Annotated in this window: 18 protein-coding genes; 8 read left to right on the forward strand and 10 right to left on the reverse strand. The window is 71.7% G+C overall.

Going from position 1 to position 22,253, the window contains the following annotated elements; translation table 11 throughout:
- Positions 1-3: 3 nt before the first annotated feature.
- From ppsA to ACFFKU_RS16865, 5 genes are all read right to left on the reverse strand, one after another.
- Positions 4-2,370 (reverse strand): phosphoenolpyruvate synthase, encoded by a 2,367-nt coding sequence (gene ppsA / locus ACFFKU_RS16845; RefSeq protein ID WP_380139776.1) that lies wholly within the window; start codon positions 2,368-2,370, stop codon positions 4-6.
- A 67-nt stretch (positions 2,371-2,437) separates the two neighbouring features.
- Positions 2,438-3,313, reverse strand: a complete 876-nt coding sequence (locus tag ACFFKU_RS16850; protein WP_380139778.1) for a pyruvate, water dikinase regulatory protein — start codon at positions 3,311-3,313, stop codon at positions 2,438-2,440.
- Between the two features lie 146 nt (positions 3,314-3,459).
- The gene (locus tag ACFFKU_RS16855; protein ID WP_380139779.1) at positions 3,460-5,394 is read right to left on the reverse strand and encodes a chorismate-binding protein; all 1,935 of its coding nucleotides are present in this window, start codon (positions 5,392-5,394) and stop codon (positions 3,460-3,462) included.
- A gap of 13 nt (positions 5,395-5,407) precedes the next feature.
- A complete protein-coding gene (locus ACFFKU_RS16860; RefSeq protein ID WP_380139780.1) occupies positions 5,408-6,046 on the reverse strand; it encodes an MBL fold metallo-hydrolase in 639 nt (212 codons plus the stop codon).
- Entirely contained in the window at positions 6,043-7,209 is a 1,167-nt protein-coding gene (locus ACFFKU_RS16865; RefSeq protein WP_380139782.1) for an S-(hydroxymethyl)mycothiol dehydrogenase, read from the reverse strand. The genes ACFFKU_RS16860 and ACFFKU_RS16865 overlap by 4 nt, the downstream gene beginning before the upstream one ends.
- A 235-nt stretch (positions 7,210-7,444) precedes the next feature.
- On the opposite strand from ACFFKU_RS16865, the gene ACFFKU_RS16870 reads away from it, so the two are divergent.
- The 6 genes from ACFFKU_RS16870 (at position 7,445) to ACFFKU_RS16895 (ending at position 15,859) form a co-directional block, all read left to right on the forward strand.
- Complete coding sequence (locus tag ACFFKU_RS16870; protein WP_380139784.1) at positions 7,445-8,725, forward strand: aromatic ring-hydroxylating oxygenase subunit alpha; 1,281 nt, start codon at positions 7,445-7,447, stop codon at positions 8,723-8,725.
- Positions 8,725-9,867: an FAD-binding oxidoreductase gene (locus tag ACFFKU_RS16875; protein ID WP_380139785.1), complete on the forward strand. Its 1,143-nt coding sequence runs from the start codon at positions 8,725-8,727 to the stop codon at positions 9,865-9,867. Before ACFFKU_RS16870 ends, ACFFKU_RS16875 begins: the two co-directional genes overlap by 1 nt.
- Positions 9,868-10,032: 165 nt before the next feature.
- The gene (locus tag ACFFKU_RS16880; protein ID WP_380139787.1) at positions 10,033-10,311 is read left to right on the forward strand and encodes a DUF1490 family protein; all 279 of its coding nucleotides are present in this window, start codon (positions 10,033-10,035) and stop codon (positions 10,309-10,311) included.
- A gap of 55 nt (positions 10,312-10,366) precedes the next feature.
- Positions 10,367-12,571, forward strand: a complete 2,205-nt coding sequence (locus tag ACFFKU_RS16885; protein ID WP_380139788.1) for a heavy metal translocating P-type ATPase — start codon at positions 10,367-10,369, stop codon at positions 12,569-12,571.
- A gap of 67 nt (positions 12,572-12,638) precedes the next feature.
- Positions 12,639-15,557, forward strand: coding sequence for an FAD-binding and (Fe-S)-binding domain-containing protein (locus ACFFKU_RS16890; RefSeq protein ID WP_380139790.1), 2,919 nt, complete (start codon positions 12,639-12,641; stop codon positions 15,555-15,557).
- Positions 15,554-15,859 carry a DUF1905 domain-containing protein gene (locus ACFFKU_RS16895; protein WP_380139792.1) on the forward strand — a complete coding sequence of 102 codons (306 nt, stop codon included), beginning with the start codon at positions 15,554-15,556 and terminating at the stop codon, positions 15,857-15,859. Before ACFFKU_RS16890 ends, ACFFKU_RS16895 begins: the two co-directional genes overlap by 4 nt.
- Before the next feature lie 29 nt (positions 15,860-15,888).
- On the opposite strand, the gene ACFFKU_RS16900 is transcribed toward ACFFKU_RS16895, so the two are convergent.
- Positions 15,889-16,968 carry an oxygenase MpaB family protein gene (locus ACFFKU_RS16900; protein WP_380139794.1) on the reverse strand — a complete coding sequence of 360 codons (1,080 nt, stop codon included), beginning with the start codon at positions 16,966-16,968 and terminating at the stop codon, positions 15,889-15,891.
- Positions 16,969-17,151: 183 nt separating this feature from the next.
- On the opposite strand from ACFFKU_RS16900, the gene lepB reads away from it, so the two are divergent.
- Both lepB and ACFFKU_RS16910 read left to right on the forward strand, forming a co-directional pair.
- Positions 17,152-17,847, forward strand: coding sequence for a signal peptidase I (gene lepB, locus ACFFKU_RS16905; RefSeq protein WP_380139796.1), 696 nt, complete (start codon positions 17,152-17,154; stop codon positions 17,845-17,847).
- A gap of 43 nt (positions 17,848-17,890) precedes the next feature.
- Positions 17,891-18,253 carry a tetratricopeptide repeat protein gene (locus tag ACFFKU_RS16910; RefSeq protein WP_380139798.1) on the forward strand — a complete coding sequence of 121 codons (363 nt, stop codon included), beginning with the start codon at positions 17,891-17,893 and terminating at the stop codon, positions 18,251-18,253.
- A gap of 78 nt (positions 18,254-18,331) precedes the next feature.
- Here the strand turns inward: ACFFKU_RS16910 and nrdF are convergent, their stop codons facing one another.
- The 4 genes from nrdF to ACFFKU_RS16930 are packed head-to-tail and all read right to left on the reverse strand — an operon-like array spanning position 18,332 to position 22,183.
- On the reverse strand, positions 18,332-19,306 hold the full coding sequence (nrdF, locus tag ACFFKU_RS16915) for a class 1b ribonucleoside-diphosphate reductase subunit beta (protein WP_380139800.1): 975 nt from the start codon (positions 19,304-19,306) through the stop codon (positions 18,332-18,334).
- Positions 19,307-19,341: 35 nt separating this feature from the next.
- Positions 19,342-21,516: a class 1b ribonucleoside-diphosphate reductase subunit alpha gene (gene nrdE / locus ACFFKU_RS16920; RefSeq protein WP_380139802.1), complete on the reverse strand. Its 2,175-nt coding sequence runs from the start codon at positions 21,514-21,516 to the stop codon at positions 19,342-19,344.
- Positions 21,513-21,926 carry a class Ib ribonucleoside-diphosphate reductase assembly flavoprotein NrdI gene (gene nrdI / locus ACFFKU_RS16925; RefSeq protein ID WP_380139804.1) on the reverse strand — a complete coding sequence of 138 codons (414 nt, stop codon included), beginning with the start codon at positions 21,924-21,926 and terminating at the stop codon, positions 21,513-21,515. The genes nrdE and nrdI overlap by 4 nt, the downstream gene beginning before the upstream one ends.
- A complete protein-coding gene (locus tag ACFFKU_RS16930; protein WP_380139806.1) occupies positions 21,923-22,183 on the reverse strand; it encodes a glutaredoxin domain-containing protein in 261 nt (86 codons plus the stop codon). Before ACFFKU_RS16930 ends, nrdI begins: the two co-directional genes overlap by 4 nt.
- Positions 22,184-22,253 lie beyond the last annotated feature (70 nt).

Raw genomic sequence — 22,253 nt, forward strand, 5'->3', positions numbered from 1 at the left:
CCCTCAGCGGCTGCCGGCCAGGCCCGTCCAGGTGTCCACGACGGTGTCCGGGTTCAGCGAGATGCTGCTGATCCCGATCTCCAGCAGCCAGGCCGCGAAGTCGGGGTAGTCGCTCGGGCCCTGGCCGCAGATCCCGACGTAGCGACCCTTGGCCCGGCAGGCCTCGACCGCGGCCGAGATGAGCTTGCGCACCGCGGGATCGCGCTCGTCGAAGGACGACGCCACCAGGCCGGAGTCGCGGTCCACGCCCAGGGTGAGCTGGGTCAGGTCGTTGGACCCGATCGAGAACCCGTCGAAGTGCTCCAGGAACTCGTCGGCCAGCAGCGCGTTGGCGGGGATCTCGCACATCACCAGGAGCTCGAGGCCGTTCTGGCCGCGGCGCAACCCGTGCCGCCCGAGCAGGTCGACGACGCCGGCGGCCTCGGTCAGGGTGCGCACGAAGGGCACCATGATCTTGACGTTGGTGAAGCCCATGTCGTCGCGGACCCGACGCAGCGCCTCGCACTCCAGCGCGAAGCACTCCTCGAAGTCCTTGGACAGGTACCGGGCCGCACCCCGGTGCCCGAGCATCGGGTTCTCCTCGTCGGGTTCGTACCGGTTACCGCCCAGGAGGTTGGCGTACTCGTTGGACTTGAAGTCGGAGAGCCGGACGATGACGGGGGCCGGGGCGAACGCGGCCGCGATGGTCGCCACGCCCTCGGCGATGCGGGAGACGTAGAAGTTCCGCGGATCCCCGTACGCGGCCGAGCGCTCCTCGATCTCGCGGCGCAGCGCCTCCGGCAGCTCTTCGGTCTCGAGCAGCGCCCGCGGGTGGATCCCGATCTGGCGGTTCACCACGAACTCCAGGCGCGCGAGGCCGACCCCCCGGTTGGGCAGGCGGGAGAGCGTGAACGCCTGCTCCGGCGACCCCACGTTCAGCATGATGTCGACCCCCAGCTCGGGCAGTTCCCCGACCGAACTGGTCTCGACCTCGAACTCCAGCAGCCCCTCGTGCACCGTGCCGGTGTCCCCGGCGGCGCAGGAGACCGTGACCTCCTGGCCCTCGCGCAGCGTGGCGGTGGCGCTGCCGGTCCCGACCACGGCCGGGATGCCGAGTTCGCGGGCGATGATCGCGGCGTGGCAGGTGCGGCCCCCGCGGTCGGTGACGACGGCCGCGGCCCGCTTGAGGATGGGTTCCCAGTCGGGGTCGGTCATGTCGGCGACGAGGACGTCGCCGGCCTCGAAGGTGTGCATGTCCTCGATGCTGCGCAGCACCCGGACCCGGCCCTTGCCGATGCGCTGACCGATCGCCCGGCCCTCGATCAGCACGGGACCCTCGCCGCGCAGCACGTAGCGGCTGGTGGTGCCGGAACGGTCCTGCTGGGAGCGGACCGTCTCGGGGCGGGCCTGCAGGATGTGGATGCGCCCGGTGATGCCGTCCTTGGCCCATTCGACGTCCATGGGGCGGCCGTAGTGCTGCTCGATGACCCGGGCGGCGCGGGCCAGCTCGGTGACGTCGGCGTCGTCGATGCTGAAGACCCGTCGGTCGGCCGCGTCGACGTCCACGGTCTCGGTGCCCCCCTGCCGCCCGTAGACCATCTTGACGGCCTTGCCGCCGATCTCGCGACGCAGCACCGCGGGGCGGCCGGCGTCCAGGGCGGTCTTGGAGACGTAGAACTCGTCGGGGTTCACCGCGCCCTGCACGACCGCCTCGCCCAGACCGTAGGAGGAGGTGATGAACACCGCGCCGTCGAAACCGCTCTCGGTGTCGAGGGTGAACATCACGCCGGCCGCGCCCAGGTCGGAGCGCACCATGACCTGCACACCCGCCGAGAGGGCGATCCGCTGCTCGGCGTAGCCCTGGTGCACGCGGTAGGCGATGGCCCGGTCGTTGTAGAGGGAGGCGAAGACCTCGCGGACGTGCAGCAGGACGTCCTCGATGCCGTCGACGTTGAGGAAGGTCTCCTGCTGCCCCGCGAACGACGCGTCGGGCAGGTCCTCGGCGGTGGCCGAGGACCGGACGGCCACGGTCAGGCCGGGGGTCTCGGCCGCGAGTCGCGTCCAGGCGGTGCGGATGTCCCGCTCCAGGTCGGCCGGGAACTGCTGGGCCACCACGGCGGCCCGGATCTTCGCCCCCGTCGCGCTCAGGGCACGGACGTCCTCGACGTCGAGGGTGGCCAGCTCGGCCTGGATCCGCTCGTCGAGGCCGTCGTGGGCGAGGAAACGGTGGAACGCCTCGGAGGTCGTGGCGAAACCGTCCGGGACCCGCACGCCCGCGTCGGCCAACGTGCTGATCATCTCGCCCAGGGAAGAGTTCTTGCCGCCCACGTCACCGATGTCGGCGAGGGAGATGTCGCGGAACCAGCGGACGTTCGTCGAGGGGTTGCTCACGGGGGACCTCACTGTCGGGGACGGGCGGGGCGGGGGTGGGGAACGGGCGGGGCGGGCGCGAGGGGGGTCAGGGCGAGGGGCGGGGGGACGTCGGCCAGCGCCGCAACCACTGCAGGACCAGGGTCGACATCTCCTCGATCGAGGTGCGGGCCGAGTCGAGCACGGGCAGGCCGTGCGCCCGGTAGAGCGCCTCGCAGCGGCGCAGCTCCCAGGCGCAGGTCTCCAACGAGGCGTAGCGGGAGTGGGCGCGACGTTCCTGACGGATCTTGGCCAGCTGCGCGGGGACGGTGGTGATGCCGACGCAGCGCCCGACGACGCCGGACAACCGGGCGGGCAGGACCGCCTGCTCGAGGTCCTCCTCGACGAGGGGGTAGTTGGCCACGAACAGGCCGTGCTGCAGTGCGAGGTACATCGAGGTCGGCGTCTTCCCCGAGCGGGAGGGGCCCACGAGGATGACGTCGGCCTTGTCCAACGCCCGGGCCGTCTGGCCGTCGTCGTGCTCCATCGCGAACTCCACGGCCTGCATCCGCGTGTTGTACCGGCGCACGTCACCGACCCCGTGCAGTTTCAGCGACTGCCGCACCCCCGCGCTGTGCAGCAGGTCCTCGACCCTCTGCAGGTGCATCTCGAAGAAGTCGATCAACGGGCAGGTGGTGGTGTGCAGGATGGCCTGGATCTCCGGCGTGGCGGCGGTCGTGAAGGCCAGCGGGGTCACCGGTCCCGACATCGCCTCGTCCAGGACGCGGACCGCCTCGCGGGCGCTGTCGGGGGTGGAGATGAACGGGATCGTGGTGCGCTCGAACCGCAGGTGCGGGAACTGGATGAGCAGGGCGTTGCCCATCGTCTCCGCACTGATCCCGGTGCTGTCGGAGAGGAAGTACACGGGCACCACGTCGTCGGCCACGGCCGGCCCCCCGTCGTCGGCGCGAACCGCGTCCAGCACCTCGTCCCCCTCGGCCGGTGTCGTGGTGGACCGTCGTCGGCCCCGGGCGTGCGGCCGTCAGGGTCGGATTCCCTCGGGCTTCTTCACAGCGTGATGGACGGCGAAACTCGTCGCAAGACCACCAACAGGTAAATTTTCGTCGTTCTTCAGTGGTTCGCGGGCGTCGGTGCCGCCGGGTTCAGGCGCGTCGTGGTCAGGGCCGCCAACGGGGCCCGAAGTTTCAGCAGAACCTCCGCCACCTCGGCGTCCGGGTCGGAGTCGAGCACGACGGCCCCGCCCGCCCCGACGCGCCACTGGGCCCCGTGCCGGACGGCGGTCCGGATCACCACGGCCAGGTCGGCGGCCCCGGTCCAGGAGAACCAGCCGAGGGTCCCGGAGTAGATGCCCCGGGGCCGTCGCTCCAGCCCGTCGATGATCTCGGTGGTCCGCAGTTTCGGGGCCCCGGTCATGGAACCCGGGGGGAAGCAGGCGCGCAGGCAGTCCACCGCGCCGACGTCGGGTCGCAACCGGCCGCGGACCGTCGTCACCAACTGGTGCACGGTCGCCAGCGTCTCCACCGTCATCAGGTGGGGGACGCCGACGCTGCCCGGCCGGCAGACCCGGCCCAGGTCGTTGCGGAGCAGGTCGACCACCATGAGGTTCTCGGCCCGGGTCTTGGGGTCGGTCTGCAGGACAACGGGATCGGTCTCGCGCGGGGCCGTCCCCTTGATCGGGCGCGTCTCGACCTCCCCGTCGGTCCCGACGTGCAGGAACCGCTCCGGAGAACTGCTCACCACCTCGACCCCCGCGATGCGCAGGAACGCGGCGTAGGGCGCGGGGTTGTCCCGGCGCAGGCGACGGTAAGCGGCGAACGCCGAACCGGTCACCGGGACGCGGGCCTGGGTGGTGAGGCAGATCTCGTAACTTTCCCCGGCGCGCAGCTGCGCCTGCGCGGCCTCGACCGCCTCGCGGTAGAGCGCCGGCGGGTCGTCGAGCTCGACGGGGACGGCCACCGGTTCCTCCGGCGGGGGCAGCGGCGGCAGGTCGTGCAGGGCCGCCACGGTGCTCTCCAGCCACCCCGTGTCCGTGTCCCCCTCCGGGACCACCTCGACGACCCAGGTCTCCTCGGAGACGTGGTCGAGGGCGACGAACCGGTCGCAGCGCACCCAGTGCGCGGCGGGGACGTCGTCGACGCGCCCGGTCGGGAAACCGCACTCGCCACGGGTCTCGTACCCGGCCCAACCGACGAAACCCCCGGTGAACTCGAAGGGAACCTCCTCGGCCCCGGTCACCGACACGGAGGCGACCGCCGTGGCGAGCTCGGCCAACGAGCCCACCGCGGGACCGTCCAGGCGCCCCAGGAACGAGAACCGCCCCGAACCCGCGCCCGGGACGGCCGAGTCGAGCCAGAAACCGGGGTCGTCGCCGACGATCCGGTGGAAGGCCCGTTCCGCGTCGACGAGCCCCGCCGAGCGGTGGGCGCGCAACCGCCGTGACTCCACCCCGGCCCGTTCCCGGCACCACCGCACGAAGTTCTCGACGATGCGCGCCCCGGTGGGGCTGGCGATCGATTCGGGGTGGAACTGCACGCCGACCTGGGGACGGTCCCGGTGGCGCAGCGCCATGAGGACGCCGTCGCCCCCCCAGGCCAGCGGCTCGAGGGAGTCCGGCAGCGGTTCGGCCACCCGGAAGGAGTGGTACCGGGTGGCGTCGAACCGCTGCGGCAGACCGGCCAGGACCGACTCGCCCGTGTGGCGCACCTGGTCCACGAAACCGTGCCGCGGCTGCGGGGCCGCCTCGACCCGGGCCCCGGCCGCGTGGGCGATCCCCTGCATGCCGAGGCAGACCCCCAGGACGGGGACCTCGGCCCGCGCCAGCACCTCGGCGGCCAGTCCGAAGTCGCGGGCGTTGGCCGGGTGCCCCGGGCCCGGCGAGACGAGGATGCCGAGGAACCCCGCGAGGTCCAGGGCCCCCGGCTCCACGTCGTCGTCGCTCACCACCACCGGATCGGAACCGGTGGCGACGGCCAGCAGCTGGACCAGGTTGTGGGTGTAGGAGTCGTGGTTGTCCACGACCAGCCAGCGGGACACGGCGGGGGACACGGTCGGACCGTCCTCAGTGGCCGCGGTCGATCCATTCGGCGAGATGGGGCGCCTCGTCGCCGATGGTGGTGCTGTCGCCGTGGCCGGTGCGGACGACCGTCTCCGGCGGCAGGGTCAGCAGGGTGTCGCGGATGGAGGCGATGATCGTCGGGAAGTCGGAGAACGACCGCCCGGTCGCGCCGGGCCCCCCCTGGAAGAGGGTGTCCCCGGTGAAGACCGTGGCGAGCTCCGGGCTGTAGAGGCTGACCGACCCCGGGGTGTGCCCCGGGGTGTGCAGGACGTGCAGGTCGGTCCCGCCGATGCTGATGACCTCCCCGGGGGTGAGGTCGGTCGTGGACAGGTCCGGGTGGGTGAGTTCCCAGACCTCGCGGTCGGCGGGGTGCAGCAGGATCGGCACCCCCTTGCCGTTCAGCCGGGCCAGGGCGGGGGCCTGCCGGACGTGGTCGTCGTGGGCGTGCGTGCACACGATGGCCTGCAGGCGCCGCCCGCCCACCGCGGCCGTGATCGCCTCGGCGTCGTGCGGCGCGTCCACGACGACGACGTCGGTGTCGTCGCCGACCAGCCAGACGTTGTTGTCGACGTCGAAGGTCTGCCCGTCGAGGCTGAAGGTTCCGGAGGTCGTGAGGTGCTCTACGCGCACCGCGCCGCTCATCGGGCGTCCGCCGGGGTCTCGGTGCCGGTCCGGGAACCCTCGTCGATGGTGACGACGGAGCGGAGGACCGCCCCGGTCTTCATCGTGGCGAAGGCGTTCTCGACCTGGTCGAGGGCGATGCGCTCGGACACGAAGGCGTCCAGGGGCAGCCGCCCGCGGGCGTGCAGCTCCAGCAGGTGCGGGAAGTCGCGCTCGGGCAGGCAGTCGCCGTACCAGGACGACTTGAGGGCGCCGCCGCGACCGAAGACGTCGAGCAGGGGCAGCTCCAGCGTCATCTCGGGGGTCGGCACGCCGACCAGGACGACGGTGCCGGCCAGGTCGCGGGCGTAGAAGGCCTGCCGGTAGGTGGCCGGGAGGCCGACCGCGTCGATCACCACGTCGGCGCCGAACCCGTCGGTCAGGGCCTGGACGGCCTCGACGACGCCGTCCTGGTCCAGCTCCTTGGAGTTGACCGTGTGCGTGGCGCCCAGGGTGAGGGCGCGCTGCAGCTTCTGGTCGTCGATGTCGACCGCGATGACGCGACGCGCACCGGCCAGGGTGGCGCCGGCGATGGCCGCGGCCCCCACCCCGCCGCAGCCGATGACGGCGACGGTGTCCCCGCGGGTGACGGGGGCGGTGTTGATGGCGGCGCCGAGACCGGCCATCACGCCGCAGCCCAGCAGGCCGGCGACGGCGGGGTCGTAGTCGAGGTCGGGGTTGTCCTCGTAGATGCGGGTGTCGATCTTGGTGGCCTGACCGGCCGCGACCAGCGTCTTCTCCGCGAAGGCGCCGATCCCCAGGGCGGGGCTGAGCGGCGTGCCGTCGGTGAGGGTCATCTTCTGCGTGGCGTTGTGGGTCGCGAAGCAGTACTGCGGGCGCCCGCGGGTGCAGGCGCGGCAGGTGCCGCAGACGGCCCGCCAGTTCAGGACCACCGGGTCGCCGACCGCGTGCGTCGTGACGTCGGGACCGACGGCGGCGATGGTGCCGGCGGCTTCGTGCCCCAGCAGGAAGGGGTAGTCCTGGCTGATCCCGCCCTCGCGGTAGTGCAGGTCGGTGTGGCAGACCCCGCAGGCGGCGACGTCGACGACGACCTCGCCCGGCCCCGGGTCGGGGACGATGATCTCCACGGTCTCCACGGGCGCCCCCTGGGCGCGGGCGATGACGGCGGGGACGGTCCAGCTCATGACGCTCTCCTCAGCTCGAATCGTGACGACCCTAGCGTCAACGGCGACTGATATACCAGAGCGGGGCGAGTGTCCGCGTGGTGGACGCCACGTCACACGATGTTGACAAAGCGGTGTTCCGGAACGCTTGACGCAGATCATCACCGAGGACAGACTTGTTGCGTCATGTGGAGTTGTTCCGCATCGCGAGACAGACGGCACAGGCGCCGCCGCCACCCGGGAGGGATTGCGTTCCATGAGTGCAGACACGATCACCGGCACGGAGACCACGAGTCGGGCGACGTCGGCGGAGGACATCGATGCGCTGATCGCCCGCCGCGTGCCGGGCCACAGCCTCGAGGCGCCGTTCTACACCTCCGACGAGGTCTACCAGCGCGACCTGGACGAGATCTTCGCCAAGAACTGGATCTTCGTCGCGGCCTCCGCGCAGATCCCCGAGCCCGGCGACTACGTCACCGTCGAGGTCGGGGCCTACTCCGTGATCCTCGTCCGCGACGACGACGAGCAGGTGCAGGCGTTCCACAACGTCTGCCGCCACCGCGGTTCGCGCCTGCTCGAGGAGCGTCAGGGAGCGGTCGGCAACATCGTCTGCCCGTACCACAAGTGGACCTACGGGGTGGACGGCAAGCTCCTCTTCGCGGAGTCCCAGCCGCCGACGTTCGACAAGTCCTGCTTCTCGCTCCGCTCCGTCCACGTCCGCAACCTGGCCGGCCTGCTGTTCATCTGCCTGGCCGCCGACGCGCCCGACGACTTCGACGCGGTCGCCGAGAAGATCGAGCCGTACCTGCGTCCCTACGACCTGGACAAGGCCAAGGTCGCGGTCTTCGACGAGCTGCCCGAGGCCGGCAACTGGAAGCTCGTGATGGAGAACAACCGCGAGTGCTACCACTGCGACGGGCACCCGGAACTCATCACCGCCTACTTCCCGCTGTTCGCCTACGAGGCCGAGGACATCACCCCCCGGCTCAAGCCGCTCTACGACCGCTACGTCAAGGCGGGCGACGCCCTGGCCAAGGTCCGTGCGCAGCAGGGGGTCCCGCTGACCGACCACCGCGAGCTGGACTCCCGCGTCGTGGGCTACCAGATCTCCCACCTGCCCCTGGACGGAGAGGGCAAGTCCTTCTCCCCGGGTGGTGCCGCGGTGTGCAAGAAGCTCCTCGGCTCGGTGAAGGAGGCCGCCTTCGGCGACCTCTCCCTGCACATGCAGCCGAACTCCTGGTTCCACTTCCTCTCCGACCACGCCGTCGTGTTCTCGGTGCTGCCGACCTCGACCGGCACGAGCGTCCTGCGCACCGTGTGGCTGGTCCACCCCGACGCCGTCGAGGGTGAGGACTACGACCTCGACGCGCTGACGATGGTGTGGCGCGCGACCAACGACCAGGACCGGGCGCTGGTCACCGGCACCCAGATCGGTTGCTCCAACCCCGGTTACGTCCCCGGGCCGTACTCGATGGTCGAGGACGACGTCGAGGGTTTCGTCAACTGGTACGTCAAGCGTCTCGGGGGCCAGCTCTGATGACCGACATCCTCACCGCCCCGGCGGTCGTCCCGCACCCGCGCGAGGTCCCCGTCTGGGGTGACGAGGAGGACGAGGGCGACCTCGTCTGCGTGGGTGTCCGCGACATCACCCACGACATCAAGTCCTTCTTCTTCTCCTCGGTCGGTGGGCACGTGTTCCACTTCGACCCGGGCCAGTTCATCACCCTCAAGCTGGACATCGACGGGCAGCGGATCGACCGTTCCTACACGGTCTCCTCCTCGCCGACCCGCCCGCACCGGATCTCCATCACGGTGAAGCGGCAGCCGGGTGGCATCGTCTCCAACTGGTTGCACGACAATGTGACCCCGGGCACGGTCCTCACCGTGGCCCCGCCGTTGGGGGTCTTCAGCCTGGTCCACCACCCGGCGCCCAAGTACCTGTTCCTCTCCGGGGGTTCGGGGATCACCCCGCTCATGTCGATGACCCGCACGCTGGTCGACCTCGGGGCCGACGTGGACGTCGTGTTCGTGCACTCCGCCCGGACCCCGGTCGACATCGTCTTCCGCTCCGAGCTCGCCGGGCTGCCGACCCAGTACCCCTCGGTCCGGGTGGTCAACGTCTGCGCCGAGGACGCCCCCGGCGAGGTGTGGCACGGGCACCGCGGGTTCCTGACGATCGACCTGCTCAAGGAGATCGCCCCCGACCTTTTCGAGCGCGAGGTGTTCGTCTGCGGCCCGCCGCCGTACATGAAGGCGATCCGTACCGCGCTGGCCGACGCCGGTTTCGACATGGCCCACCACCACGAGGAGTCCTTCGACTTCTCGACGGTGCAGGCCGCGAAGACCGCCGAGGTCCCCGAGACCACCGAGCCCCTCGTGCCGGTGGAACCCGTCGGTGGCGAGGCCGCGGCGACGGACGGTTTCACCATCTCGATGGTGAAGTCCGGGCGCACCTTCCTCTGCGGGCCGGACGAGTTCATCCTCGACGCGGCCTTCCGCGCCGGGATCTCCCCGCCGAGCTCCTGCAGCCAGGGCATGTGCGGGACCTGCAAGACGGTCAAGCTGTCCGGCGAGGTCGACATGCAGCACAACGGGGGGATCCGTCCCCGCGAGGTCGCGGCCGGCAAGGTGCTCATCTGCTGCAGCAAGCCGTTGCAGGACGTCGAGCTCGAGCTCTGACCTCCCGGCGGGTCCCGCTCGCCGCTCCCGCCTGCTGCCCCGCCACGCCCCGTCCCCGACCGTCCACCCGGTCGGGGCGGGGCGTCGGTCGTCCCGCGCCGCGGCGGGCCCCGCCCCGGTGGTTGTGCGATCATGGCCGTCCCACCGCCACGCCTGGAGGATCCCGTGCTTCCCCTCGTCGCCCCCCTCGGCCGACTGGTCCTGACCGCGGCCGCCTCCGCCGGCCTCGTCAAGGCCCTGGAGAACGGTCGTGGGGCCCAGGCCGTGCGCCGGATCGCCGTCAGCGGGACCAAGGCGGGCATCCGCACCTCCCGGATCGCCGAGGCCCGGGTGGAGAAGCTGCGGCTCGGGGCGGGCGACATCGTCGCCCAGGCCTACGACGAGCTGGGCGAGCAGGTCCCGACCCCGCGCGAACCCGGCGCCGGGCACGACCACCAGCACTGACCCGGTCCCCGGGACCGACCCGGCCCCCTGCACGCCGAGCGCGGAAGAGACCCACGTGAGCACCGAGCTGCCCGAGCTGATCGTCGTCTCCGACCGGGCCGGGCGGCTCCGGCTGCAGGCGGAATGGTTGCGCCGCAGCGCCGCCCGGGCGGTCGCCGTGGAGGACGCGGTCGACGCCCTCGACGGGGTCCGCTCGGTCAAGGGCTACCCGGTGACGGGCGGGGTCGTGGTGCACTACGACCCCGACGTCCTCCCCGTCGAGCGGGTCCTGGCCGCGGTGGTCACGAGCGCTCTCGTCCCGGCCGACGCGCCCGTGGCGCGCAGTCCCCGCTCGGCCGACGTGGCCAACCACGAGGTCGCCCGCATCGCCGTCGGCGGGGCGGCGCTGGCGCTGCTCGGCCTGCGCCGCTACGCCTTCGGGGCCCCGCCGCTGCTGGGACCGACCGCCCGGGTGTTCGCCACCGGGGTCACCATCTTCTCCGGCTACCCCTTCCTCAAGGGGGCCGTGGGCAGCCTGCTCGGACGGCGCAGCGCGGGGACCGACGCTCTGGTGTCGGCGGCGACCGTCGCGAGCCTGCTGCTGCGCGAGAACGTGGTTGCCCTCACCGTCCTGTGGCTGCTGAACATCGGCGAGTACCTGCAGGACCTCACCCTGCGCCGCACCCGGCGGGCCATCTCCGCACTGCTGGCCGGCAGCGAGACCACGGCCTGGGTCCGCCGGACGGCCCTCGACGGCAGCACGGTCGAGGTCCGCGTGGACCTGACCGAGCTGGCGGTGGGGGACCTGGTGGTCGTCCACGACCAGTCGACCGTCCCGGTCGACGGCGAGGTCGTCGAGGGGGAGGCCGTCGTCGACCAGGCGGCGCTGACCGGGGAGAACCTGCCCGTGCAGCGGACCGTCGGGCACCCGGTCCTGGCCGGCAGCGTGAACCTGCGGGGTCGCCTGGTGGTGCGGGCCACGGCGATCGGGGCGGACACCGCGGTCGGGCGGATCGTCGCCCGCGTCGAGCACGCGCAGGCCGACCGGGCCCCGGTGCAGACGGTGGGCGACGCCTTCAGCCGGCGTTTCGTCCCCGCGTCCTTCGGCCTGGCCCTGCTGACCCTCCTCGTCACCCGCGACGTCCGCCGGGCCATGACGATGCTGCTCGTTGCCTGCCCCTGCGCGGTGGGGCTGGCGACGCCGACCGCGATCAGCGCCGCGATCGGCAACGGAGCCCGCCGCGGGATCCTGGTCAAGGGCGGTTCGCACCTGGAGGCCGCCGGTCGGGTCGACGCGTTCGTCTTCGACAAGACGGGAACCCTGACCGTGGGGCGTCCGGTCGTCACCAACGTGCTCTCCTTCCGCGACGACTGGACCCCGGAGCAGGTCCTCACCGAGGCCGCGAACTCCGAGGTGCACTCGCGGCACCCCCTGGCGCAGGCCGTGATCCGCTCGACGGAGGAACGGCGTCTTGTCATCCCGACCCACGAGGAGTGCGAGGTCATCCTCGGGCTGGGAATGCGGGTGCAGGCCAGCGGTCGGGTGCTCCTGGTCGGCAGCACCGGCCTCATGGAACGGGAGGGGGTGCCCGTCGACGACGAGGCCCGGTCCTGGGTGACGCGGTTGCAGGAGCAGGCCGAGACCCCGTTGCTGCTGGCCGCCGACGGGGTCCTCACCGGGTTGGTGAGCCTGCGCGACGAGGTCCGCCCGGAGGCCCGCGAGGTCCTGGACACGCTGCGGCGCAGCGGGGTGCAACGGATCGTCATGCTCACCGGGGACAACCCGCGCACGGCGGCCGCGGTCGCCGCCGAACTGGGCGTGGACGAGTGGCGGGCCGAGGTCATGCCCGAGACCAAGCAGGACGTCGTGGCCCAGCTGCAGGCCGAGGGGTACACCGTGGCGGTGGTCGGCGACGGCACGAACGACGCCCCGGCGCTCGCCCTGGCCGACCTGGGCATCGCGATGGGGATGTCCGGCACGGACGTGGCCGTGGAGACCGCCGACGTCGCCCTCGTCGGCGACGACCTGCGCCGGCTGCTGCACCTGCGCGACCTCGGTGACCGCACGCTCTCGCTGATCCGGCAGAACTACGGGGCCTCGATCGCGGTGAACGGGGTGGGGCTCGCGCTGGGGGCGGCGGGTCAGCTCTCGCCCGTGCTCGCGGCGATCGCGCACAACGCCTCCTCGGTGTTCGTCGCCGTCAACTCCGCCCGGCTCATCCGCTACCGCCTGCCCACCCGGGTGGCGGCGGGCCGCGCCGGGGGCCCGCCGACCGCCTGAGCGCGGTCGCGGTCCGGCCCCGCTGCTTCTCACGGGGTGACGACCGACGTCTGCACCGGGGGCGGGGATGCGTAGGCTCGCGCCAGGGCGGGTGTGTTCGCCGCCCCCGGGAACCGGGCTTCGAGGAGGAGTCGTGCCGCAGGCTGACGCGGTGGTGCTGGAACGTCTGCGGGCGGCGGTCGCCGACCCCGCCCGGGTCAGCGACCGCCCGCTCGACCTGGTGGCCCTGGCCAACGACGCCTCGCACGTCCACCTCGTCCCCGAGGTGCTGGTCCGGGCCGCGGACACCGACGAGGTGGCTCGGCTGCTGCGCGCGGCGAGTGCGCTCGGTGCCCCGCTCACGTTCCGTTCCGGGGGTACGAGCCTGTCCGGGCAGGCCAGCACCTCCTCGGTGCTCGTCGACACGCGCCGCGCCTTCACGGGCCTGGAGGTCCTCGACGCCGGCGCCCGGGTGCGCGTGCAACCGGGGGTGACGGTCCGGGCGGTGAACGCCGCACTCGCCCGCCACGGTCGTCGGCTCGGCCCGGACCCGGCCAGCGAGGTCGCCTGCACCATCGGCGGCGTCCTGGCCAACAACTCCAGCGGCATGGCCTGCGGCACCGAGCAGAACTCCTACCGCACCGTGGAGTCGATGGTCCTGGTGCTGCCGTCGGGCACGGTGATCGACACCGGGGTCGAGGACGCCGACGAGCGGTTGCGTTTCCTCGAACCGGCCCTGCACACCGGGTTGCTGCGGCTGCGGGACCGGGTCCGCGCGGACGCGGACTCCGTCGCCCGGATCCGGGCGCAGTTCGCGATGAAGAACACCATGGGCTACGGGGTGAACTCGTTCCTCGACTTCGACTCCGCCGTCGAGATCCTCGCCCACGTCATGGTGGGCAGCGAAGGGACGCTGGGGTTCATCGCCGAGGCGACGTTCCGCACCGTGGAGATCCGGCCGCACGTCGGCACCTCGCTGCTGGTCTTCGACTCGGTGCAGGCGGCGACCGCGGCCCTGCCCGACCTGGTGGCCGCCGACGCCGCGACCCTCGAACTCATGGATGCCACCTCGCTGCGCGTCGGGGGCACCGATCCGGTTGCGCCGCAGGTGGTACGGGATCTGCGCGTCGACGACCACGCCGCCCTGCTGGTGGAGTTCCACGCGACCGGGGCCGAGGGTCTGACCGAGGCGTCGCACCGTTTCGACTCCCTTGTCCGGCGGTTGCCGGTCCTGGCCCCGACGCCGCTGAGTTCCGACACCCGGACCCGCGCGCAGCTCTGGCACCTGCGCAAGGGGCTCTACGCGCAGGTGGCCGGGGCGCGTCCCTCGGGGACCACGGCGCTGCTGGAGGACGTCGTCGTCCCGGTCGAGCGGCTGTCGCAGACCTGCGTCGAGCTCACGGCCCTCTTCGACAAGCACGGATACTCCGACAACGTCATCTTCGGCCACGCCAAGGACGGCAACATCCACTTCATGCTGACCGACCGGTTCAGCGGTCCGGGGTTGGAGCGCTACGCCGCGTTCACCGAGGACATGGTCGACGTGGTCCTGGCCGCCGGGGGATCGCTGAAGGCCGAGCACGGCACCGGCCGCGTGATGGCCCCGTTCGTGCGCCGGCAGTACGGCGACGAGCTGTACGGCGTCATGTGGGAGCTCAAGCGGCTCCTCGACCCCGCGGGGGTGCTGAATCCCGGGGTCGTCCTCGACGAGGACCCGCAGGCCCACCTGCGCGACCTCAAGGAACCGGCGCGGATCGAGCCCGAGGCCGACCGGTGCGTGGAGTGCGGGTACTGCGAACCGGTCTGCCCGAGCCGGGACCTGACCCTGACCCCGCGCCAGCGCATCGTCGCCGAGCGGGCCATGGTGGCGGCCGAGGCCGCGGGGGACACCGAGCTGCTGGAACGCCTCCGCGCCGACTACGACTACGCAGGCCTGCAGACCTGCGCCGTCGACGGGATGTGCCAGACCACCTGCCCGGTGGGCATCAACACGGGTGATCTCGTCAAACGGTTGCGGGCGGGTTCGCAGACGACGGCGGACAAGGTGGTGTGGGGGGCCGCGGCCCGCCGCTGGGGCGCCCTCACGTCGGTCGCCGGGCTCGCCCTGGGGGTCGCCCAGAAGGTGCCCGCGGCCCCCGTACGGGCCGCCACGACCCTGGGGCGCAGCGTGCTGGGTTCCGACCGGCTGCCCCAGTGGAGCCCCGACCTGCCCGGCGGCGGGCGGCGGAGGTCCGCGGTGGCCATGCCGACCCCGGTCGACACCGTCAGCGCGGTGTACCTGCCGGCCTGCATCGGGGCCATGTTCGGCAGCCCCGGTGGCGAACCGGCGGTGCAGGAGGCGGTCGCCGAGCTCGCGGCGCGGGCGGGGGTGCGCCTGGTCCTCCCGACCGGGGTCGACGACCTCTGCTGCGGGACGCCGTGGTCGTCCAAGGGTCTGCAGGACTCGGCCCGGTCGGTGAAGCAACGCACCCGGGCCGCCCTCGAGAAGGCCGTCGCGCAGGCGGCGGGTCCCGGCGGTGGTCCGGTGCCCGTGGTGTGCGACGCCGCCTCCTGCACCGAGGGTCTGGTGTCCGCGGTGGACGGGCCGGTCCGCGACGTCACCGAGTTCGCCGTGGACGTCCTGCTGCCGCGGTTGACCGTGCAGCGCAAGGTTCCGCGCGTCGTGCTGCACCCGACCTGCTCGGGCACCCGCTCGGGGGCGACGGCGGCGCTGCACGCGCTCGCCGCGGCGGTCGCCGAGGAGGTGGTGGTGCCCGAGGGCTGGGGGTGCTGCGCCTTCGCCGGCGACCGCGGGATGCTGCACCCCGAGCTGACCGCCTCCGCGACGCGGCGGGAGGTCGAAGGGTTGCGGAGGCTCGACCCCGTGCCCGGGACCGTCTACGCCAGTTCCAGCCGCACGTGCGAGATCGGCATGTCCCGGGCCACGGGCGAAGAGTACGTCCACCTGGTGTCCGTGCTGGCCGAGGTCACCCGGCCCGCGGTGCGTCCCGAGCGCCGGGAACCGTGACCCCGCCGCGCGGACCCTGGCGGTTCCGGGCGGAACTGTGGCGCTGGCCAGCGCGGCACGACACCTGGATCTTCGTGCGCCTGCCGGTGGAGGCGTCCGACGAGATCGGTGACCTGCCCCTGCCACCTCGCGGGTTCGCGTCCGTCCCCGTGCGGGTGACCTGCGGGTCCACGACCTGGGCCACGTCGATCTTCCGGGAGTCCGCCGACGGGTGCTACACGCTGCCGCTGAAGCAGGCCGTCCGCCGGGCCGAGGGGTTGGGCGAGGGCGACGTCGCGGAGTTCACGCTCGAACTCCACTGACCCGCACCGGCCCCCGCTCGGGCGGACCCTCAGGCGCCCGCCGCCGGGATCATCCCGGCGGCGGTCTCGAGGTTCCGCTCGATCATCCGTTCCCAGGCGATCGGGTTGCGGCGGAGGCGGTTGCGACGCCACCGGGCGGCGGCGGCCACCACCGGGACGAGACGGTGGGCCGGAGCCCGGGGGATCCCCAACGCGTCGGACAGCTCCGGTCCCTGCAGGGTCCGGGCGATGGCGTGGATGACGGGGACGGTCACCCGGCGCGGCAACGGTGAGATGTCCGACCAGGCGTGCGCCAGCGTGGTCAGGCCGATCTCGGTCAACCGTCGGGAATCGGCGTTGGGGGGTGGTGTGAGGGACACGATGCGGGCGTCCAGCTCGACCGCGTCCCGCCGGCGGCGGACGCCGGCCAGGAGTTCCGGTTCGATGCCCAGCAGCGTTCCCACGTGCCGCCAGAAGGTGAGGAAGGTGGCGTACTCCTCCTCGGTCAGGTCCTGGCCGAGCCGGCTCGCGGCGCGCGGGGCGGCGACGGTGAAGTCGGTCCAGGTACGGAGCAGGTCCAGCTGGCTGATGTGGACCGGGGCGCCCGGTCCGGGGGGCCGGGTTCGTGTCACCTGCCGCCGGACCCCGGCGTGCATGAGCCGCACGCTCGCGGTCGCGACCAGGCCGTCGCGGCCCGGACGCAACCCGCCCGGTTCGGCGATCTGGTTCAGCCACCGGGCGGTGTCCCAGAGACGGCGCTCGGTGTCGTCGACCAGCTGCCCGGTGCCCACCAGGATGGTCGCCGGTTCCGGTGGGGCGTAGGAGCGGATGAGGGCCCCGGCCCCGACGTCCAGGACGTGGACCGCGGGCGGCACGGTGAAGTGCGGGCGGGAGCCCGTGGTCAGGACGTCCGGGGCCACGGCGGCGGTCCGGGCCAGGAGGTCCTGGACCAGGGCGGCCGTCGCCTCCTCGGGCGGGGTCGTCCCGCTGCGCAGGGCCTCGACCACCTGCCGGTGCCCGCCGCGGACCGCGGCGGCCGCGTCGCCCAGCGGGTCGCCGCGCCGGGCCGCCGCGAGGAGCGTGGTGTCGTCGGGGACCCGGGGTGCGGTGGCCGGAGCAAACGCGGTCATGGCTCCAGTCTCACCCGGGGAGATCGTCGACGCAGCCCGCTGCCGCGAGAACGTCAGGGTCCACCCCCTCTCCTCCCGTGATCAAGGAATCCGCCGCCGCGGATTCCTTGATCACGGGAGGAGAGGGGGGACGGTCGGCGGAAGGGGACCCGGGGGAGGGGTGGGGTGGGTGATGATCGGGGGGTGAGGGAGCGGGCGGGGGCCGCGGCGACGGAGCCGCCGGCCGGACGGAGCGTCGGGCGACGGGTCGTCCGGGGCGTGCGCGAGGTCGTCCTGACGGTCGCGATCGCCCTGACGGTGTCGCTGCTGGTGAAGACGTTCCTGTTCCAACCGTTCTTCATCCCCTCGGAGTCGATGGAGGACACGCTCGTCCGGGGGGACCGGGTCGTGGTCGGCAAGTTCACCCCGGGCCTGGTCGACCTGCGGCACGGGGACGTGGTCGTCTTCGAGGACCCGGGGAACTGGCTGTCCGGGCTGGCACCCGAGGAGTTCGCCCCGCCCCGGTCGGCCGTCTCCGAGGCCCTGGCCTTCGTCGGGCTGGCACCCTCGGCCGACGAGGGGCACCTCGTCAAACGGGTGGTCGGGCTTCCCGGGGACCGGATCGCCTGCCCGGACGCCGAGGGGCCGGTGCAGCGCAACGGGGTCGAGCTCGACGAGAGCGCCTACCTGAAACCCGGGGTGGAACCGTGCGGGATGGTCTTCGACGTCACCGTCCCCGCGGGCCAGCTGTGGGTGATGGGGGACAACCGGGCGAGGTCGCGGGACTCCCGCTACCACCAGGCCGACGACACGGGCCCGTTCGTCCCGCTCGACCGGGTGACCGGTCGCGCCTACGTGGTGGTCTGGCCGCTCTCCGACCTGGCCTGGTTGGGCCGCTGAGCGCGTCGGGAAGCCCGGCCCCGTCCGCGATGTTGGGGCGGTCATGACGCAGTGGGACGGGCTGGGTGGTCTGGTGCGCGACGACCACGACCTCTGGACGATGGCGCAGCGGCAGTTCGAGGACCGGGACCCGGCGGGTGCGGCCCGGACCCTGCGGTCCATGCCCGCCGTGTCGGAGGGGACCGCCCCGCTCGCGGTCCGGCTGCTGCTGGCGCGGGCGTTGTTCGCCTCGGCCCAGTTGCACCGGGCCGAGACCGAGCTGCGGAGGGTCGTCGCCGAGCACCCGACCGAGGCCTACGCGCACCTGCTGCTGGGCCGCACCCGGCAGCGGTTGAGCCGGCCCGAGGAGGCGGCGACGAGTCTGCGTCTGGCCGAGGTCCTGGAACCGGGGATCACCGGGTCCTGAGTCCCTCCGGATCGCGCCCCGCGACGACGACGGCCGCGACGCGTCCCTGTGTCGCGGCCGTCGTCCGGATGGAGGACCTCAGAACTCCCAGTCCTCGTCCTCGGTGGCGACGGCCTTGCCGATGACGTAGCTGGAACCCGAGCCGGAGAAGAAGTCGTGGTTCTCGTCGGCGTTGGGGGAGAGGGCCGAGAGGATCGCCGGGTCGACCTTGGAGACGTCGGCCGGGAACAGACCCTCGTAGCCGAGGTTCATCATCGCCTTGTTCGCGTTGTAGTGCAGGAACGTCACGACCTCGTCGGTGAGCCCGACCGGGTCGTACAGGTCGCTGGTGTACTTCACCTCGTTGTCGTAGAGGTCGTACAGCAGCTCGAAGGCGTAGTCCTTGATCTCGTCGCGCTTGGCCTGGTCGACCAGCTCCAGCCCGCGCTGGAACTTGTAGCCGATGTAGTAGCCGTGCACGGCCTCGTCGCGGATGATCAACCGGATCAGGTCGGCGGTGTTGGTCAGCTGGGCGCGCGAGGAGAAGTACATCGGCAGGTAGAAGCCGGAGTAGAAGAGGAAGCTCTCCAGCAGCGTGGAGGCGACCTTGCGCTTCAGCGGGTCGTCACCGTGGTAGTAGTCCAGCACGATCGACGCCTTGCGCTGCAGCGCCTCGTTGTTCTCCGACCAGTCGAAGGCCTCGTCGATCTCGCGGGTCGAGGCCAGCGTGGAGAAGATCGAGGAGTAGCTGCGGGCGTGCACCGACTCCATGAAGGCGATGTTGGTGTACACCGCCTCCTCGTGCGGGGTCAGCGCGTCGGGGATGAGGGAGACCGCCCCGACCGTGCCCTGGATGGTGTCCAGCAGCGTGAGCCCGGTGAAGACCCGCATCGTGAGGGTGCGCTCCTCGGGGGTGAGGCGCGCCCAGGACGGGACGTCGTTGGACAGCGGCACCTTCTCGGGTAGCCAGAAGTTGCTGGTCAGCCGGTTCCAGACCTCGAGGTCCTTGTCGTCGGCCAGCCGGTTCCAGTTGATCGCGTTGACGCGGTCGATGAGCTTGAGCTTCTCGGTCATGGGGTTCTCCTCGGTCCTGACGCTTGCCGCGGGGCTCAGAGCATGCAGCTGACGCAGCCCTGGACCTCGGTCCCTTCCAACGCCATCTGCCGGATGCGCACGTAGTAGATGGTCTTGATGCCCTTGCGCCACGCGTAGATCTGCGCCCGGTTGACGTCGCGCGTGGTGGCGGTGTCCTTGAAGAACAGGGTCAGCGACAGGCCCTGGTCGACGTGCTGGGTGGCCGCCGCGTAGGTGTCGATGATCTTCTCGGGGCCGATCTCGTACGCGTCGGCGTAGTACTCGAGGTTGTCGTTGTCCATGAAGGGCGCCGGGTAGTAGACCCGCCCGAGCTTGCCCTCCTTGCGGATCTCGATCTTGGAGGCGATCGGGTGGATCGACGAGGTCGAGTTGTTGATGTAGCTGATGGACCCGGTCGGCGGGACGGCCTGCAGGTTCTGGTTGAAGATGCCGTGCTGCATGACCGAGGCCTTGAGCTCGGCCCAGTCCGCGCGCGTCGGCAGCGTGATGCCGGAGTCGGCGAAGAGGGCTCGGACGCGGGCGGTCGCCGGCAACCAGTCCTGCTCGGTGTAGCGGTCGAAGAACTCACCCGTCGCGTAGCGGGAGTTCTCGAACCCGTCGAAGGTCGCCCGCTGCTCGATCGCGATGCGGTTGGAGGCGCGCAGGGCGTGGAAGAGCACGGTCGCGAAGTAGACGTTGGTGAAGTCGATGCCCTCCTCGCTGCCGTAGTGCACCCGCTCGCGGGCGAGGTAGCCGTGCAGGTTCATCTGGCCGAGCCCGATGGCGTGCGAGCGGGCGTTGCCGTAGGCCACCGACGGGACCGAGCGGATGTCGCTGGCGACGCTGACCGCGGTGAGGGCGCGGACGGCGGTCTCGACCGTCGCGCCGAGGTCACCCCCGTCCATGGCCAGGGCGATGTTCAGCGAACCCAGGTTGCAGGAGATGTCCTTGCCGACGACCTCGTAGTTCAGGTCCTCGCCCAGCTTGCTCGGGGTGTTGACCTGGAGGATCTCCGAGCACAGGTTGGACATGTTGATCCGACCCGCGATCGGGTTGGCCCGGTTCACCGTGTCCTCGAACACGACGTAGGGGTAACCCGACTCGAACTGGAGCTCGGCGAGGGTCTGGAAGAACTCGCGGGCGTTGATCGTCGTCTTGCGGATGCGGTCGTCGGCGACCATCTCGCGGTAGTGGTCGGTGATCGACACGTCGCCGAAGGGCTTGCCGTAGACGCGCTCGACGTCGTAGGGGGAGAACAGGTGCATCGGCTCGTTGTTCTTGGCGAGCTCGAAGCTGATGTCGGGGACCACGACGCCCAGGGACAGCGTCTTGATCCGCATCTTCTCGTCGGCGTTCTCGCGCTTGGTGTCGAGGAAGCGCAGGATGTCGGGGTGGTGGGCGGACAGGTACACCGCGCCCGCGCCCTGACGCGCCCCGAGCTGGTTGGCGTAGGAGAACGAGTCCTCGAGCAGCTTCATGACGGGGATGACGCCGGAGCTCTGGTTCTCGATGCGCTTGATCGGGGCGCCGTGCTCGCGGATGTTGGAGAGCAGCAGGGCGACCCCGCCGCCGCGCTTGGACAGCTGCAGCGCCGAGTTGATGCTGCGCCCGATCGACTCCATGTCGTCCTCGATGCGCAGCAGGAAGCACGACACGAGCTCACCGCGCGAGCTCTTGCCCGCGTTGAGGAACGTGGGGGTCGCCGGCTGGAAGCGCCCGGCCAGCATCTCGTCGACGATCGCGGTGGCCAGCGTCTGGTCACCGACCGCGAGGGTGAGCGCGGTCATGACCGAGCGGTCCTCGAAGTTCTCGAGGTACTCGGTCCCGTCGAAGGACTTGAGGGCGTAGCTCGTGTAGTACTTGAAGGCCCCGAGGAAGGTCGGGAAGCGGAACCTCGCCGCGTGGGCCCGGTCGGTCAGCTCCTGCACGAACTCGAAGGGGTACTGGTCGAGCACGGCCTGCTCGTAGTAGCCGTTCCCGACCAGGTAGTCGATCCGGGCGCGGAAGCTCTCGAACTGCTTGGTGCGCGGGTTGACGTGCTGCAGGAAGTACTGCCGGGCGGCCTCGCGGTCGGCCTCGAACTGGATGCGCCCGTTCTCGTCCCACAGGTTCAGCATCGCGTTCAGGGTGTGGTAGCCGGGCGCGGTGCCGCCCTGCGCGGGGATCACCTGGGCGTCGGCGGTCACGAGCGCGTCGTCGAGCGCAGTCATAGCGAGTCCAATCCGTCGCGCACGCGGCGCACGTCGTCAGGGGTGCCGAACAGTTCGAAGCGGTACAGGTGGGGCACCGCGCACTTGGCGGCGACGATGTCGCCGGCCGCGGCGTAGTGGTCCCCGAAGTTGGTGTTGCCGGCGCCCACGACGCCCACGATCAGGGCCCGGTTGGCCGGGTCGTTCAGGAAGCGGATGACCTGCTTGGGCACCGCCCCGCTGCCGTTGCCCCCCGCGTAGGTGGGCGTGATGAGCACGAAGGGCTCGGTGACCTTCAGGGGAGCCTCACCCGCGCGCAGCGGGATGCGGGCAGGGGGCCGGTCCAGCGTCCGGAGGTCGTCCAGCTTCTCCACGAAGCGGTGCGTGTTCCCGGAGACGCTGGAGAAGTAGACGACTCCGGGGCCGCTCATGCGCCGACCGTGGCCAGCTGCCGGGCCAGCGCCTCGATCCGGTCGGGACGGAACCCGGACCAGTGCTCGCCCTGCTCCGGGGACCCGACCATGACGACGGGTGCCTGGACGTAGCCCAGGGCGGTCACGGTGGCGCGGGCGGCGTCGTCCTCGGTGACGTCGACCACCGTGTAGGCGAGGCCCGAGCGGTCCAGCGAGCGGTAGGTCGCGCGGCACTGCACGCACGAGGGCGTGCTGAAGACCGTGATGCTGCTCATGGGGTTCCTTCTCTCGGATCGAGGTGGTTCTCCCAGATCGATCTCGTGCAACTGCGGGGTCCGCCCGGCC

The sequence above is a fragment of the Kineococcus gynurae genome (genome assembly GCF_042433995.1).
GTDB classification, from domain to species: domain Bacteria; phylum Actinomycetota; class Actinomycetes; order Actinomycetales; family Kineococcaceae; genus Kineococcus; species Kineococcus gynurae.